This is a genomic window from Cellulomonas soli, from assembly GCF_052036975.1.
Lineage (GTDB): Bacteria > Actinomycetota > Actinomycetes > Actinomycetales > Cellulomonadaceae > Cellulomonas > Cellulomonas soli_A.
Genome location: NZ_JBQIAR010000003.1, coordinates 92,118 through 107,749, shown reverse-complemented (window position 1 = coordinate 107,749; position 15,632 = coordinate 92,118). Strand labels below are relative to the sequence as shown.

Sequence of the window (15,632 nt, the reverse complement as noted above, 5' to 3'; positions counted from 1 at the left end):
GCGGCGGCCGACCATGGGCCCGACCATCGAGCAGGTGGCGCTCGCGCACCACCTGCTGAGCGCCGACCTGCACGTCGACCCCGTCGTCGTCGAGCATCACCGCACGCCCCTCGGCATCGGCGAGCGCACCCCGCGCCTGTCGTGGACCACCCGCACCACGACCCCCGGGTGGCGTCAGCTCGGGTACGAGCTCGAGGTCGCTGACCCCGACGGGCCGGCCGCCACCGTGCGCACCGGTCGCGTGACCTCCGACGAGCAGGTGCTCGTCGCGTGGCCGGCCGCGCCCCTCGGGCCCGGCGACCGACGTGCGGTGCGCGTGCGCGTCTGGGGCCCCGACGCGGACGGGCCCTCGGTGTGGAGCGAACCGACGGTGCTCGAGACCGGGCTGCTCGAGCCCGCCGGGTGGCAGGCGGTCATGCTCGGCCCGCGGCTGCCGGCCCCCGGCACCGACGGCGAGCCCGCGGCACTGCTGCGCGGCGTGGCGACCCTGCACGGCGACATCGTCCGCGCTCGGTTGCGGGCCACCGCGCACGGCCTGGTCACGCTGCACCTCAACGGCCAGGTCGTCGGGCAGGACGTGCTCACCCCCGGCTGGACCACCTACGAGCACCGCCTGCGCTACGTCACGCACGACGTCACCGCGCTCGTACGTGACGGCGACAACGTGCTCGGCGCGCACCTGGCCGACGGCTGGTACCGCGGGTTCCTCGGCTTCGCCGGGATGCGCGACGTCTACGGCGACCGCACCGGTGTGCTCGTGCAGCTCGAGGTCGACCACGCCGACGGCACCCGCACCGTGCACGGCACCGACTCCTCGTGGCGGTGGACCCTCGGCCCGGTGACCCGCGCCGACCTGTACCTGGGCGAGACGCACGACACCCGCCGCGAGGCGCCCGGCTGGGACTCACCCGGGTTCGACGACACCGCCTGGCAGCGCGTCGACGTGCTGCCGTGCGACCTGACGCGGCTGGTGGAGCCGACAGGCCCCGGGGTGCGCCGCACCCAGCTCGTCGCACCCGTCGACATCCTCACCACGCCGGCCGGTGCCACGGTGGTCGACCTGGGCCAGAACCTGGTCGGGCGCATGCGTCTGCACCTGCCCGACGCGCCCGCCGGCACCGTGGTGCGGCTGCGCCACGCCGAGGTGCTCGAGCACGGCGAGCTCGGCACCCGCCCCCTGCGCGCCGCCCGCCAGACCGACGAGATCGTGCTCGACGGCCACGGCCCGCGCACCTGGGAGCCGTCGTTCACCACGCACGGCTTCCGCTACGTGGAGGTCACCGGCTGGCCCGGCACCCTCACCCCGGCCGACCTGCAGGCCGTGGTGCTGCACACCGACCTGCGCCGCACCGGCACGTTCGCGTGCTCCGACCCCCTGCTGGACCGGCTGCACGAGAACGTCGTGTGGGGCATGCGCGGCAACTTCCTCGACGTACCCACCGACTGCCCGCAACGCGACGAACGCCTCGGCTGGACCGGCGACCTGCAGGTGTTCGCCCCCACCGCCGCGTTCCTGTTCGACACCACCGGCATGCTCACCGGCTGGCTCGCCGACCTGGCCGCCGACCAGCACCCCGACGGCGTCGTGCCGCCCTACGTGCCCATGGCCGCCATGGACCCGCACATGCCGCCGCTCGGCGCCGAGGCCGGCTGGGGCGACGCCGCCACGCTCGTGCCGTGGACGCTCTACCAGCGCACCGGCGACGCCGGGCTGCTGCGCACCCAGTGGCCCTCGATGGTCGCCTGGGTCGACGCGTTCGCCGCCCGCGCCGGCGACCACCTGGACTTCTCCTCCGGCGGGTTCTCGTTCGGTGACTGGCTCGGCGCCTCCGCCCCCGACGACCAGCCGTGGAAGGCCCGCGTGCCCTGGCAGCTGGTCGCCACCGCCTACCTGGCCCGCTCCGCCCGCGTGATCGCCGACGCCGCCCAGGTGGTGGGGGAGGACGAGGCGGGCGTGCGGTACGGCGCGCTCGCGGACCGTACCGCCGCCCGGTTCCGCGCCGAGTACCTCACGCCCAGCGGCCGCGCCGCCTACCCCGCGCAGACCGCCTATGCCCTGGCCATCGTGTTCGACCTGCTGCTGCCCGAGCAGCGCGCGCACGCCGGACAGCTGCTCGCCGAGCAGGTCGCCGCCGACGAGTTCCGCATCGGCACCGGGTTCCTCGGCACACCGCTGGTGTGCGACGCGCTCGCCGACACCGGTCACGCCGCGACCGCCTGGCAGCTGCTGCTGCAGCGCGAGTGCCCGTCCTGGTTGTACGCCGTGACCATGGGTGCCACGACCGTGTGGGAACGCTGGAACTCGATGCTGCCCGACGGATCGATCAACCCCGGCGGCATGACGTCGTTCAACCACTACGCGTTCGGTGCCGTGGCCGACTTCCTGCACCGGCGCGTGGCCGGTCTGGCCCCCGCCGCACCCGGGTACCGCCGGCTGCGCATCGCCCCGTTGCCCACGCGTGCGCTCGACTGGGCGGCCGCGACCCACGAGACGCCGTACGGGACGGCCGCCGTCCGCTGGGACCGCACCGGCGACGACGTGGTGCTCGTGGTGCTGGTCCCGCCGTCCACGACGGCCGAGGTGGTCCTGCCCGACGGTTCCGAGCCCGTCGAGCTCGCGCCGGGGGAGCACACGGTGAGGTTCACGGTGCCGCCCGAGCGTGTGGTCGAACGCGCCGCGGAGTTCTCCGCCGGGTGAGGACGAGGCCCGGTTCGGTGGCGCGCGCGACGACCTCGTCACGGACGGACGCAGGTGGCCACGCCGGGTGAGGACCGGCGTGGCCATCTGGGTCGGTCCGCTCAGGCGCTCGTGGCCTTGAGCTGGGGGTAGACAGCCTCGATCGGTGCGCTGAGGCCGGCCTTGGCCTGGACCGAACCCTCGTCGGCGAGCACCTCGAACTCCCCGGCCTGCACGGCGTCGAACACGGCACGGACGAGCACCGCCGGGTCGACCTTGGGCTCGGGGGCGTAGGCCGCCATCGGGGTGTCGACGTACCCGACGTGCACCCCGACGACGTGCACGCCGGCGGGTGCGAGCTCCAGGCGCAGCGAGTTGGTCGCCGACCACAGGGCCGCCTTGGTCGCCGAGTAGATGCCGGCCACCGCGTACCAGCTGAGCAGCGAGTGGATGTCGATGAGGACCGACTCGTCCTTGGCCGTCAGCACCGGCGCGAACGCCCGGGCCAGGAACAGCGGGCCGAGGAAGTTGGTCTCGACGTTGCGGCGGATCTCCTCCTCGGAGTGGGTCAGGATGCCGGCGCTGGACACCGACGCCCCGGCGTTGTTGATCAGCACGGTCACGTCGGGTGCCGCCTCGACCGCTGCCTGGATGGACGCGGCGTCGGTCACGTCGAGCGTCAGCGGGACGACCCGCTCGTCGTCCCAGGTGCGGGGGGTGCGTGCGCTGGCGTAGACCTTGGCCGCACCGCGGGCCAGAGCCTCGTGCACGAACTGCGTGCCGATGCCGCCGTTCGCGCCGGTGACCAGGACAACTGCTCCGTCAAGAGTGGGCATGCTCGTGGTTCTTCCTTCGAGGTGGGGGGAGGTCGCGCCGACCGGGTGGCCGGGTCGGCGTGGGCCCGCTCGCCCGGGGCAGGGGTCCCGGACGAGCGGGCGGCTGGGGGTGCTCAGACGCGGGCAAGGGTCGGGTAGTCGGTGTAGCCCGCGGCCCCGCCGGTGTAGAGCGTGGCGGGGTCCAGGTCGTTGAGCGGGGCGTCCGTGCGCAGCCGCTCCACGACGTCGGGGTTGGCCAGCGCGAACCGCCCCAGGGGCGCGATGTCGGCCAGGCCGGCGTCGATGTCGTCGGCGATCTGCTCGCGCTCGCGGCCGTACCGGACCACGAGCACCGCGGCCGGCCACACCTCACGCAAGGAACGCAGCAGCTCGTCGTCGCCGAGGTGGTGCACGTGCAGGTAGGCCAGGTTCAGCCGTGCGAGCTCACCGACCAGGTGCCGGTACTGGGCGCGGACCGCGTCGGTGTCGCCCTCGTCGAGCCCACCGAGCGGGAACGCGGGGGAGATGCGGATGCCGGTGCGGTCGGCACCGATCTCGTCCACGACGGCCGCGGCCACCTCGACGACGAACCGGGCGCGGTTCTCGACCGAGCCGCCGTAGGAGTCGGTGCGCTGGTTGGCGTTCGGGGCCAGGAACTGGTGCAGCAGATACCCGTTCGCGGCGTGCAGCTCGACCCCGTCGGCGCCCGCGGCGATCGCCGCGGCGGCGGCGTGCCGGAACTCCTCGATCACCACCTGGATGTCCTCGGTGCTCAGCTCGCGCGGCACCGGGGTCTTCTGCGTGCCGGTCGGGGTGACCATGTCCTGCTCGGCGGAGATCGCCGAGGGGGCCACCGGCTGACGGTGGTGCGGGGTGTTGTCCGGGTGGGAGATGCGGCCCACGTGCATGAGCTGGATGAACAGGTGCCCGCCCTGGGCGTGCACGGCGTCGGCGACCTCGCGCCATCCCTCGATGTGCTCGGGCGTGTAGATGCCGGGTGTGCCCAGGTACCCCTGCCCGTCCGGCGAGGGCTGGGTGCCTTCCGTGATGAGCAGCCCGAGCGAGGCCCGCTGCGCGTAGTGCTCCGCGACCAGCTCGCCGGGGGTGCCGTCCGGGTTGGCCCGGCTGCGGGTCATGGGCGCGAGCGCCAGGCGGTGGTTCAGCTCGACCCGTCCGAGGGTGAACGGCTGCCAGAGCGAAGGGGAGAGGGACATGCGTGCGTTTCCTCACGTCGGGCGAACAGGGGTCACGGCCTGGGCCGGGTCTGCCCGTGGGAGGTTGCGACGAGGTGCGTCGCGAACCCACGTGGCAGTGACTTCACTCATAAGTGAGGCCGGTCAGCACCTATTCCCGCGGGATCCGATGTCCCCCGACTCCCCGCCCCGTCGGACGACGCGCGCGGCGCCGCCGACCGGGGCAAACCCTCAGTGCTCCGACGGCAGGAGGGTGAGTGCCTCGCGGACGAGGCGACCGAGGGCGGCGTCGTCGAGCTCTGTGCGTCGTGTCACGAGCGCGGCGACGCCGTAGATGACGATGTTCCCGGCTGCGACCGCCCCGGTGCTCCTGCCGGCCGCCATGGCGTCGGCGAGCTCGTCGACGAGGTGGTCGACCTGCTCGGGCAGGTCTCCCGGCAGGGCGCTCCGGTCGAAGAAGACCATGTTGATGACCTGCCGGTGGCGGACGACGAACGTGAGGTAGAAGCCGCGGGCCGCTGCCGGCCTGTCCTGGGCACTGGTGCCGCGCAGGCTCTCCAGGGCGGTCGTCACGTCGGCGATGACGGGTTCCATCAGGGTGGCGACGATGTCGTCGCGTGAGCGGAAGTGGTGGTAGATCGCCGGCTTCGAGACGCCGAGGCGGTCCGCGATCATCTGCAGCGACGTCCCCGCCAGGGTGTGGGCCCGAAAGAGCTCCGCAGCGGCGGTGAGCATCCGTTCGCGTCCCCCTCGGGTGCGCTTGAGGCCCTTCGGGTCCGGCGACTGCGGTGCAGCGTCCACGGCACACCTCCTCTCGAGCGCTCGGCGGCGAACTTACCAGTTGTTCAGTTCGCTGGTACCTTACCGATCGTTAAGTTGACGATCGGACCGAGGAGCCGAGATGCCCGACTGGTACCAGCCGCTGATGGACGCGTTCACCCTCGACAACACCCCGCTGCTGATCTCCGCGGGCATCACGTTCCTGATCGGCTACCTCGAGTACATGTACTCGTTCGCTCTCATCCGCCGCGAAGGCCGCGCCCCCTACCCCGTGTGGATGCACACCTTCTACCTCGCCCACGACAGCAGCTGGGCCGTGATCATGCTGCTGGCCGCCTCCCGCAACGACTGGAACTGGTTCCTGACCGCCGTCGGCCTGGCGCTCATCGTGTGGAACTGCTTCGAGGTCTACAACATCGCCAAGGTGCTCACCGTCGAACGCCAGGAGGTGTTCGGCGACTACGTCAAGGGCGAGGTCACCTTCCGCACCGCCGCCCTCTACGTCGCCATCCAGATCCCCGCCATGTACGCCCTCGTCAACATCCTCATCAGCTTCATGGGCGAAGGCAGCGTCCTGCAGTGGTTCCTGTTCACCAACATGCTCATCGCCGCCGCACCCGGCGTGCTGTGGCTCAAGCGAGGCGCCCAGGACAACAGCCGGCGCGGCGCCAGCATGGGCCTGGCCATCGTCATCCTGATCGGCACCATCAACACGTTCCTGCCCGGCGCCAACATGTGGGTGCTCGCACTGCCCGAGGTGTTCGACACCCCGATCTTCTACGCCACGGGTGTCGTCTTCGTGGCGATCGCCGCGTACCACCTCTACCGGCTCTCGACGCTGCCGCCGAAGATCAGGACCGAGGAGATGCCCCGACCGGTCTGGTGACGGGCGCAGGCGGCGCCTGGCGGAGGGGGAGTGTGGTCCCGAGCGTCGGCGCTCCGTCTACCCGGGCCTGGCATCCATCGAGACCGCGGCCCGGTACCCTGGACGCGCGCTGATGGTCGGCTCTCGCCTCCATCGGCGCAGCACGGGTTCCCGCTGCCCCGCCAGCTGTTCACGACGCCCTCGGCGCCGCGTCACTGACTAGGCATCCGACGGGGCCTGCGCGCCTGTAGCTCAGGGGATAGAGCACCGCTCTCCTAAAGCGGGTGTCGGCAGTTCGAATCTGCCCAGGCGCACGGTGTGTTGGTCCAGGTCAGCGCGATGTGGGTGCGATTAGCGGGATGGCTGCGACCGCAATGTCCGGTTCAAAGCCGGCATGTGGTCAGCAAGGTGCGCACAGCGTGGCGGGCTTTCACCACTCCTGACTGGCAGTCCGATTCCGCGGTTGGCACGGTCGAGGGCAAGCGCACGGCGTTAAGGTCGGGCCCATGTCCTACGCCGCGACGGTCCTGCGCGTGATGATCGCTTCCCCGTCGGATGTCCCCATCGAGCGTGACGCGGTCGAGCAGGCGGTGCACGGATGGAACGACGCCAGCGCTCGGGTGAAGGGCTACATCCTTCAGCCGTGGCGATGGGAGTCGTCGGCGGTCCCGCTGTTGGGTGGGCATCCCCAGGCGCTCATCAACTCCCAGGGCGTCGACGACTCCGACATCGTCATCGCCATCTTCGGGAGCCGGCTGGGATCGCCCACACCCGAGGCAGCGTCGGGGACGGTGAGCGAGATCGAGCGCGCGACGGCGCAAGGAAAACCGGTCCACCTCTACTTCTCCACGGCCCCACTTCCGCGTGACGTCGACCTGGAACAGCTGGAAGGTCTGCGCGCTTTCCGAAGCGAGATGGAGCAGCGCGGTCTGCTCGGCGAGTTCGCGAACGCAAGTCAGCTGGAGCACGAGGTCTGGAAGGCGATCGAGCACGACATCGCCGCGATGGGGCCACACAATGTGACGTTGCCGAATGTTTCGGCGAAGGTCGGCCTCCTCGTGCAGCCGATGCAGCAGCGAGAACTCAAGGGCCACACCCGCCAAGGCAGGCCGCAGTACACCACCCGACGGTGGATCGAGGTCACCAACCAGGGGTCGGATGACGCCGAGTTGGTCACGTTCGAGAGCGTGGGAGACAGCGGGCTGCACCTGGGCGTGGACGGTCAACCAACCGTGATCCACGCTGGTCAGACGAGGACGATCGAGACCGTTCGCGCGATGGGTGGTGCGGACGAACCGGTCGTCCGTGTTCGGTGGCAGGTTAGGGGCGAGGACTTCGAGCGCGACTTCCACATCGGCTGATGCTCGGTCACCGAGGGCGGGCGGAACTGCGCGCGCCCGCGGTCGCCTCGGCCGCGCGGGGCCGTCGTTGCGGTGCCGGTCGGCCTCCTGCTCGCGTCGCGAAGCAGGGAGCCTGACCCGCTTCTTCGGGCACCTTGATCTTGACCCGGTTCGACGGACTCGCGGGTTACTGGGACCGACCTGGTGCGTCGCGGCTTTCACCGGTTCGGGCCGAATGAGCTCTGGGTCACCGGCATCACCTGGGGGTACCCCCGCTCGCGGGGGAGCACCCCACCCGTGAAGGCAAGCGCTGCTGCTGTGTGGTCATCGACACGTACTCCCGGCGCGTGGTTGGCTGGGCCCTCGACTCTCGGCAACGCGCTGATCTGGCCACCAACGCCCTCGGCATGGCGATCGACTCACGCCCACCGTCGCCTGGAACGATCATCCACGGGGACCAGTGCCCGCAGTTCACCTCGTCGGCCTTCACCGAACGCGCCCTCCGCGCCAGCCTGCTGCCCTCTCTCGGGACCGTCGGCGATCCCTGCGACAACGCCGTCGTGGAGTCCTTCTGGGGGGGTGCATGCACACCGGGCTTCTGAACCGACGACGCTGGAACACCCGTGTCGAGTTGGCCATCGCGATCTTCGAGTACGTCGGTGGCTTCCACAACCGCCGACGCCGTCACCCCGCGCCCGGCTGGGCCACACCCCCTGAGCTCGAGAACATCACTCGCCAGCAGACGCTCGCTCCTTATCACTGAGTCCGTCGAACCGGGTAAAGATCACGGGTCGTTCGTTGGTGAGCCGGCTTGCCTCAGTCGAGCGCACCGCGATCTCCGACCTCGGACGCGGGCCAGCTGTTCCCGACATGGGCTCCCGATCTCTCCGGCTGTGCCGCGGGCAGCCTTAGGCTGCGCGTCATGACCAGCACTGACGGCCGGAATGGCGGGCCCGGGGAGATGCCGCCCGAGGGCAGTGGTGACCGGGCCGAGCCGGAGGATCCGGACGATCTTGAGGATGACCCCGTCATCCGCGTCAAGGGCGCCGACGGAGAGTGGCGCGTGCTCAAGCCAGCGCCGCGTGTGCCGACCGATGACCCGGAGTACGAGGCGCTGTGGGCACTGAGGCTCGGCGAACTGGAGGCGATTCTCGAAGACCCGTCGCACCCGCAATACGAGAAGGCGAAAGCAGTCTCTGACGAGGTGATGGCGCCGCTTCGCGACGGTGTGAAGAAGATGCTGGAGAGCAGCGCTGGGAGTTTCACGCGGGCGCTGTCGCCGTTCACTGATCGACTGCGCGAGAACATCAAGTTCGTCGAGCCACTGCCGTCTACGCCCGAGTGGTCCGGGTGGGAAACCCCAGACCTCTCCGGCATCGTGCCAGCGCCCGACCCCGGCTGGGAGGTGCTCGAGGAGCAGCGCGAGACCAACAAGCGTCTCGGTGACCTGGTGGACACGATGGCCCAGATGCTCGACGTGGCGAAGGCGGACGCCGACGCCGCGCGCAACGACTCCGCCGACGCCGCCCAGCACTCGCAGGAGCAAACCAAGCTCAGTCGCCACGCTCTGGGGTGGGCGATCGGAGCGACGATCATCGCCTTCGTCATCGGCGTCGTGACGATCTGGGTGACCTTAGCTGCCGGGGCACCAGACCAGGACCAACAAGTCCCAATACCAGCCTCAACGACGAGCGTGCCATCGTCTCCCAGTTCGGCGCCGTCGCGGCCGAGCCCGACTCCAGGCATATCGAGGCAGGCCGCACCCAGCCAGTCCCCGGCGGCTGGCTGACCTCACGCCGTCCTGCGCCGGTGTCCTTGCCGTGGCGGCGATGCTCGCACCGAGCGAAGGAGGGCGTCAGAAGTGTTCGTCGGCTGATCATCCGCCAGAGGTCACACGAGCGTGCTGCCAAGGAACCCAGGAGGTCGTGCCGGCGCGGACAGCGTTGCCGTGGTCAGCATGTGGTCAGCAGGCGGCGTGGAAGTGGCGCAACGACGGAACTACCTGCCTGTGCTTCTGCAGGTAAAGGAGTCACGCGGCCGCCCAGAGCGGACTCCCAAAACGGGTGTCGGCCGTTCGATCTTGCCCAGGCGTACCGAGTATTGATGCAGGTCAGGGGCAGTTACTGCGAATGCCTGCCGGACCGCGGTGTCCGCCGGTGGCGCGGGGTCGGCGGCACATCTCACGTCTCGATTCGATCTCCGGACGCGGAGGATGCAGGCGAACCTCGCTAGCCTTCGCCGGGTCCTCAGAAGCCGGTGGCCTTCCAGGCTAGGGCACGCGGGCTCTGGGCGTAGCGCGAGGGCCCCCACGCGAACTCGATCCACAGGCCGCTGGGGTCGACTCGGTGGTCGGGACGACTTCGCTCCGGCCTGCAGTCCTTTGTCCGAATGGACCACCGCCACGCCTCGCGAGGTTGTGGCTCACGGCGGACGCCGCCTGCCAGCCCGCCGCGTTCAGGCGCACGACGTCATAGTCAACGTCCACGAGGTTCCGAACCGCCTGTTCGAGTACCTGCGGTCGCCGGGACAGCACTAAGCCGCGGCGCGTGCGATCCGGAATTCGGCCGGGTGAGTGGTGTCCGCTTCATGACCGAAGGCCGCCAAGACTCGCACGCTACTGCGGTCACGGGCCGATGACGGGCCGTGACTCTTCCTGCATCTGCGCGATGCTCGCGGGGCGACCAGGTGGGTCCCGGGGCCAGCCTGGCGGGTCGCACGCGACGCGCGCGCAGTGGCGGGCTCGCCCGCGGAAGGGCCGAGCCCACTAGGCTCATTGCGGCCGGGCTGGCGCGAAGGAAGGCGAAGGGTACGAGCTATGTTCAGTCTGCTGGTTGGGCTAAACGACGGCACGGTGCAGGCCGCGCGGCTTCTCGAGTACACGGACGATGCCGTAAAGACCCGGCTGGGACGCGATTACGCCGCATCATTGTCGATGCTCCCCGCTCTGGCAATGCCGGAGATCGGAGATGATCGTTTCGAACAGGTGGCGCAGGTCGGCACGATCACTGCAATGCACCGCATTGGAAGCGACTACCGGTTCACGTTTGTACCGAACCCGAATCTGAGTCCGATTCCCTTAGCAGTTATCCAGGAGATGGCGGCGAGTTTGGGTGTGGATCCAGGGAGTTGGGAGTTCAAGAGGACACATTGGGCGGTCAAGGATGTTGACGTGTTCCAAGTCCTCCTGGAGTACGACGCGGGGCCCGGATCTGCTGGCAGCGGTGGCCCTCGACCTCCCAGGGCCGTCCGGTTCCCCACCGAACTGCCTCGCGACCTGTCACTTGTGGCGGTGATGATGCCGTTCTCCCCCCAGTTTGACGTTGTATACGAGACGATCGAGATGGCTGTCAACGACGCTGGTCTGGTCTGTGCCCGCGCCGACAACATCTGGGAGCACGATCATGTCATGGGAGACGTGCTGTCGCTCCTGTGGCGTTCGCGGATAGTGATCGCGGATCTCACTGGAAAGAATGCGAACGTATTTTATGAGGCGGGGCTAGCGCACGCACTTCCTAGGCCAACAGTGCTCGTCACGCAGAATGCAGACGACGTGCCGTTCGACCTGCAGTCCATCCGGTACCTCAAGTATGGCCTGGGCACAACTGCGCGCTCGGAGTTTCGGCAGAAGCTCAGCGAGCGCCTCAAGACGCTCGCTTGACTACCTGCCGCCTGGATGCGACGCGCTCGCCTCTTCGCGAGTGTGCTTGGAATCCACTCGGCCCTGCCGCAACTCTACGGGCTCTTCGCCGATCCGGTGGGCGCGGGAACTTGATCGCTGACATCCTCATCGTCATGGATGAGGCGTCGGCGTTGCCGGTCGCACTTGATGAGATGCAGAGGCAGTTTCTCGAGCGGCGCTCTTGGACAGGGATGGCCCGGCCAGCCCCACGGAGGAACCGGCGGCCGCGTTGGGATTCGGCTGCGCTGAGACTCTCTCCCGCGAGGCCTGGGCTCTTTGGACGCGCATCGAGGCGGGCGAGGCGGTCACGACGGATGACTGGCGGCGAGTCCGACTGGCGGTGGAAATTGTGTTTGTCAGTAATGTCGCCAGCTCGGGCCTCGACTGGCACATCACCTCTGGGATGTCTGACGAGGAGACGATCCGGGTGCGGCGAGGACTTCAGTGCACATTGCCGCGGTGGCGTGGGAGCGTTTGGTTCTCTACCAAGGCGGAGAAGTCGAGATTGAACCCAGACCGCCGGGCACCCTGACGTCCGCTCTTGCCGTGGGTCGGCGCGGTGAGCGGTAGGGGGGCGAGGTCCCCGAGGATCAGAGGCGACCAAGCTGTCTGATCGATCTCGAGGACCTCGCGGTGCTACACGCTACGGGGTGCGACGCGCCCACCATGACTGCTCCGTGCTCGCGTTGCGACTGCTGCTCGGGTTGGATCTCGTCCGCGTCGAGGCCGTCGGTCCTCGTGAGTTCGCACAGGCATTCGGGGAACGTGCGGAGAGGGCGGCGGCGGCCTCGTTCCGTGCCTGACCGAGGTCGCTGCGCTCGGCGTGAACCCTCGGTGATCGCGGCGGTCCTCGTGTCGCCGCCGGTGCCGCAGTCGGGACGGTATCCTGCGAGTCGCGATGACGCGGGATCCGCGCGTTCGACGTCGCAGCGGCGTAGCCCCTGCCGCGCGACCTGACACGGTCGCCCCTCAGGCTTCGACGCCCTACCGCTGCCGGCGGGCGCGGCCCGCCCGGGCGCTGCCGTCGCGTCGTCGGTGACGAAGGAGGAGATGTGGCACGACCTGGCCAGAGCAGGTCCGGTCGCGCGCGCAGCGAGTCGGGCTCCCCGCGTCGCCGGACCGCGCGCCCCGACGAGGAGGGCCTGATCCCGGTGCTGGCCGGGGTGGCCCGTGAGGTCGACAACGCGGTGCAGCGTCCCCCGACGCGTCCGGCGGTGCGCACCAAGTTCCAGGTCGTGGCGCTGCTGGTGCGTGAGGAGCGGGCGCGCGTGATCGCGGACCGCACGCTGACCGAGTCGAAGCGGACCCAGGAGCTCAAGCGGCTCGACGGGGTGGCGACGCAGCTGGCGAAGACGGCCGCGAGGGACACCTCGCTGCTGGCGTTGCTGGCGGAGGACGCCCGGGTGTCGGACGCGGCACGGGCGTACAAGGCGACGGTGATGCGGGCCGGGGGGCTCGAACCGCCCGAGGAGCCTGAGCCGGCCCCGGTGGTCGCACCGACCCCGGCTGCCGACAACCGGGTGGTGCCCATCTCGGCGATCGCCCGTCAGCGCGCCAACCCGTTCCTGGAGCCGGACTTCGAGGCGGTGGCCGAACGGCTGGCCGCACGTCCGCGCCGGTTGGCCGGGTGGGAGCTGCTGGAGCCGCTGTTCCGCTCGTTCGAGGTGGCCGGTCCGGGTGCTCCGGCGTGCATGACGTTGCCGGAGGGCCGCTCGACGATCGTGGTGCCCGGCCGTGAGCTCATGCCGCACCAGGCGCAGGTGGTCGCCGCCACGGCCCGCGGTCACCGCACGTTCCTGCTGGCCGACGAGCCGGGGCTCGGCAAGACCGCGCAGGCGCTGCTGGCCGCGCAGGCAGCCGACGCGTTCCCGCTGCTGGTCGTGGTCCCCAACGTGGTCAAGACGAACTGGGCGCACGAGGTCGGGCTGTGGACGCCGCTGCGCACGGCCACCGTGGTGCACGGCGACGGCGAGCAGGTCGACGCGTTCGCGGACGTCGTCATCGTCAACTACGAGCTGCTGGACCGGCACGTCGGCTGGTTGGGGAACCTCGGGTTCCGCGGCATGGTCGTCGACGAGGCGCACTTCATCAAGAACAAGACGTCCCTGCGGTCCCAGCACGTGCTGGCGCTCTCCGAGCGGATCCGCGAGCGCACGTCCCGCCCGCTGCTCATGGCGCTGACCGGCACGCCGCTGATCAACGACATCGAGGACTTCCGGGCCATCTGGCAGTTCCTCGGCTGGATCGACGAGACGGTGCCGCTGGGCCCCCTGATGACGGCGTTGGAGGAGACCGGGCTGACGCCCGCCGACCGGGGCTTCGCGGCGGCAGCCCGCCAGGCGGTCATCGAGCGGGGCATCGTGCGGCGCCGCAAGGCGGACGTCGCGGCGGACATCCCGGCACGCCGGGTGGCCGACCTGCCCGTCGAGCTGGACGGGGCGGTGGGGCGCTCGATCCGTGCGGCCGAGGCGGTCCTCGCGCACCGGATGGTCGAGCACTACCGGGCAGCCGTGCAGGCCCGAGGCCACGAGCGTCCCGGTGAGGGCATCGACCTGGAGCTGGCGCGTCGCGTCGCCGCGGCAGAGCTGAAGGACTCCAGCTCGAAGACCGGCGGCGAGAACGTGTTCAGCATGGTCCGCCGCATCGGTCAGGCGAAGGCCGGGCTGGCCGCCGACTACGCCGCCCAGCTGGCCCGCAACGTCGGCAAGGTCGTGTTCTTCGCCAAGCACGTCGACGTGATGGACCACGCGGAGCAGCTGTTCGCCGACCGTGGCATCCGGTACTCCTCGATCCGCGGCGACCAGACCCCGCGGGCCCGCGCGAAGGCCATCAAGGACTTCGTCGAGGACCCGGAGGTCTCGATCGTCGTGTGCTCCCTGACCGCCGCCGGTGTGGGCATCAACCTGCAGGTCGCCTCCAACCTGGTCCTCGCCGAGCTGTCCTGGACGTACGCCGAGCAGACCCAGGCCATCGACCGGGTGCACCGGATCGGCCAGGCCGAACCCGTCACCGCGTGGCGTGTCATCGCCGCGCAGACCATCGACTCGAAGATCGCCGAGCTCATCGACAGCAAGTCGGGCCTGGCGGCGCGTGCGCTGGACGGTGCGGGGGAGGACGAGGGCTCCTCGTCGACCGACGTGCAGCTCGACGCGCTCGTCGCGCTGCTCACCGACGCGCTCGCCGCCGATCTGCCGGCAGCAGGCTGAGGGGTCGGTCTCCAGCGGGTCGACGCGCCGATGCGACGCGGACCGCCGCGGACAACAGGGAGGTCGGATGAGCGCGGAGACATGGCAGCTCGTCGTCGATGCCGAGCGCTTCTCGGTCGTCGCCCACGCGGCCGGCGCCTACCACCTGACCTGGGAGACAGGGCCGAACCCCGGTTACGGCTTCTCCATCGCGACCAACGACCGCAGCCCTCTGAGTCGCGAGAGGCTCGAGGAGGAGGCCAGGGGCTTCCTCCGGCAGGTTGACGCCGAGACCGGCCACATCGAGTAGTCCGCGAGCGCCCGGCCAGCATGGCGGGCCGACAGGATCGCGTGGATGAGGTCGTCGCGGGTCACCATCGGCGGGCCTTGCGGATCGCCGCCGCGCGCTCGTCCTCGGTGAGCACTCCTGCGAAGGGCGAGACCTGACGCATGTCGATGCCGTGCTCGTCCTGACGGACCAGCAGGTCGACGAGTTCCCCTGTCGGTCCGGCGAGTGCGTCGCTCCACTCCCGCACCCACTCCTGCGCCTGCGGCCCGTGCACGGTGCGCGAGACCGTCTCCAGGTTGGCCTTCGCTCTCGCCCTGACGCCGGGTCCGTCGGCGCGGAGGCGACGTGCGACCGCGCGGTGCATCTCCAGCGAGACCTTCTCCTCGCGGCGCTCCAGCGTGGGGCGTACGTGGGTCTTGCCGGACACGCGTCGGCGGCCGTGAGGCGGTTCGCTCTCGACGCCAGGCAGGGTGACAGGGGTGTCCAGCACGCGCAGGACGGCCAAGGTCGTGCGCAGGGTGCTGCCCTGGCCGGCCTCCAGCCGACGCAGGGCGCTGGTGCTCACGCCTGCCAGCTCGGCGAGGTCGCGCTGGTCCAGCCCCCGCGCGAGTCGCTGGTGGCGGATGGCGGCGCCCACCTGGGACTCGTTGGTCACGATCATGCTCACGAGGCAACGATGAAGGATGATCTGTCGAAAAGCAACGATAAACAGGCCCGAGCTGGGCCTGACAGGCTGACGGCCCAGGGGCCCGGACGGCGGCGACGTCGAGTCGCCGCGGGGCAGCCGAGCACGGCGAGGACGACTCCCC

General features: G+C 70.2%; 12 protein-coding genes and 1 tRNA gene. 9 read left to right on the top strand and 4 right to left on the bottom strand.

All coding sequences use genetic code 11. The features are described 5' to 3' along the window. The first annotated feature begins 13 nt into the window (after positions 1–13). Positions 14–2,698, top strand: a complete 2,685-nt coding sequence (locus ACTHAM_RS04430; RefSeq protein ID WP_440684752.1) for a family 78 glycoside hydrolase catalytic domain — start codon at positions 14–16, stop codon at positions 2,696–2,698. A gap of 101 nt (positions 2,699–2,799) precedes the next feature. On the opposite strand, the gene ACTHAM_RS04425 is transcribed toward ACTHAM_RS04430, so the two are convergent. From ACTHAM_RS04425 to ACTHAM_RS04415, 3 genes are all read right to left on the bottom strand, one after another. Beyond that, the gene (locus ACTHAM_RS04425) at positions 2,800–3,513 is read right to left on the bottom strand and encodes an SDR family oxidoreductase (protein ID WP_440684750.1); all 714 of its coding nucleotides are present in this window, start codon (positions 3,511–3,513) and stop codon (positions 2,800–2,802) included. A gap of 113 nt (positions 3,514–3,626) precedes the next feature. Further along, positions 3,627–4,706 (bottom strand): alkene reductase, encoded by a 1,080-nt coding sequence (locus ACTHAM_RS04420; RefSeq protein ID WP_440684748.1) that lies wholly within the window; start codon positions 4,704–4,706, stop codon positions 3,627–3,629. 210 nt (positions 4,707–4,916) lie between these two features. After that, positions 4,917–5,486, bottom strand: a complete 570-nt coding sequence (locus ACTHAM_RS04415) for a TetR/AcrR family transcriptional regulator (RefSeq protein WP_440684746.1) — start codon at positions 5,484–5,486, stop codon at positions 4,917–4,919. A gap of 100 nt (positions 5,487–5,586) precedes the next feature. Here ACTHAM_RS04415 and ACTHAM_RS04410 point away from each other — a divergent pair, with 100 nt between their 5' ends. From ACTHAM_RS04410 to ACTHAM_RS04375, 8 genes are all read left to right on the top strand, one after another. Further along, on the top strand, positions 5,587–6,351 hold the full coding sequence (locus tag ACTHAM_RS04410) for a hypothetical protein (RefSeq protein ID WP_440684744.1): 765 nt from the start codon (positions 5,587–5,589) through the stop codon (positions 6,349–6,351). A gap of 220 nt (positions 6,352–6,571) precedes the next feature. After that, a tRNA-Arg gene (locus ACTHAM_RS04405) sits at positions 6,572–6,644 on the top strand. Positions 6,645–6,836: 192 nt separating this feature from the next. Further along, positions 6,837–7,691, top strand: coding sequence for a DUF4062 domain-containing protein (locus ACTHAM_RS04400; protein ID WP_440684742.1), 855 nt, complete (start codon positions 6,837–6,839; stop codon positions 7,689–7,691). 221 nt (positions 7,692–7,912) lie between these two features. Beyond that, the gene (locus ACTHAM_RS04395) at positions 7,913–8,272 is read left to right on the top strand and encodes a DDE-type integrase/transposase/recombinase (protein ID WP_440685091.1); all 360 of its coding nucleotides are present in this window, start codon (positions 7,913–7,915) and stop codon (positions 8,270–8,272) included. Positions 8,273–8,592: 320 nt separating this feature from the next. Then, a complete protein-coding gene (locus ACTHAM_RS04390; RefSeq protein WP_440684740.1) occupies positions 8,593–9,459 on the top strand; it encodes a hypothetical protein in 867 nt (288 codons plus the stop codon). A 1,026-nt stretch (positions 9,460–10,485) separates the two neighbouring features. Beyond that, positions 10,486–11,328 carry a hypothetical protein gene (locus ACTHAM_RS04385; protein ID WP_440684738.1) on the top strand — a complete coding sequence of 281 codons (843 nt, stop codon included), beginning with the start codon at positions 10,486–10,488 and terminating at the stop codon, positions 11,326–11,328. 1,073 nt (positions 11,329–12,401) lie between these two features. Beyond that, positions 12,402–14,555, top strand: coding sequence for a DEAD/DEAH box helicase (locus ACTHAM_RS04380; protein WP_440684736.1), 2,154 nt, complete (start codon positions 12,402–12,404; stop codon positions 14,553–14,555). Positions 14,556–14,622: 67 nt separating this feature from the next. Then, positions 14,623–14,844, top strand: a complete 222-nt coding sequence (locus tag ACTHAM_RS04375; protein ID WP_440684734.1) for a hypothetical protein — start codon at positions 14,623–14,625, stop codon at positions 14,842–14,844. Between the two features lie 61 nt (positions 14,845–14,905). Here ACTHAM_RS04375 and ACTHAM_RS04370 read toward each other — a convergent pair whose 3' ends face one another. After that, on the bottom strand, positions 14,906–15,484 hold the full coding sequence (locus ACTHAM_RS04370; RefSeq protein WP_440685089.1) for a helix-turn-helix domain-containing protein: 579 nt from the start codon (positions 15,482–15,484) through the stop codon (positions 14,906–14,908). Between the last annotated feature and the right edge of the window lie 148 nt (positions 15,485–15,632).

What these genes read in the sequence shown, in the direction of transcription:
- ACTHAM_RS04430 (WP_440684752.1), top strand. Translation starts at nt 14, where the DNA reads ATGGGCCCGACCATCGAGCAGGTGGCGCTCGCGCACCACCTGCTGAGC.
- ACTHAM_RS04425 (WP_440684750.1), bottom strand. Translation starts at nt 3,513, where the DNA reads ATGCCCACTCTTGACGGAGCAGTTGTCCTGGTCACCGGCGCGAACGGC.
- ACTHAM_RS04420 (WP_440684748.1), bottom strand. Translation starts at nt 4,706, where the DNA reads ATGTCCCTCTCCCCTTCGCTCTGGCAGCCGTTCACCCTCGGACGGGTC.
- ACTHAM_RS04410 (WP_440684744.1), top strand. Translation starts at nt 5,587, where the DNA reads ATGCCCGACTGGTACCAGCCGCTGATGGACGCGTTCACCCTCGACAAC.
- ACTHAM_RS04400 (WP_440684742.1), top strand. Translation starts at nt 6,837, where the DNA reads ATGTCCTACGCCGCGACGGTCCTGCGCGTGATGATCGCTTCCCCGTCG.
- ACTHAM_RS04390 (WP_440684740.1), top strand. Translation starts at nt 8,593, where the DNA reads ATGACCAGCACTGACGGCCGGAATGGCGGGCCCGGGGAGATGCCGCCC.
- ACTHAM_RS04385 (WP_440684738.1), top strand. Translation starts at nt 10,486, where the DNA reads ATGTTCAGTCTGCTGGTTGGGCTAAACGACGGCACGGTGCAGGCCGCG.
- ACTHAM_RS04375 (WP_440684734.1), top strand. Translation starts at nt 14,623, where the DNA reads ATGAGCGCGGAGACATGGCAGCTCGTCGTCGATGCCGAGCGCTTCTCG.
- ACTHAM_RS04370 (WP_440685089.1), bottom strand. Translation starts at nt 15,484, where the DNA reads ATGATCGTGACCAACGAGTCCCAGGTGGGCGCCGCCATCCGCCACCAG.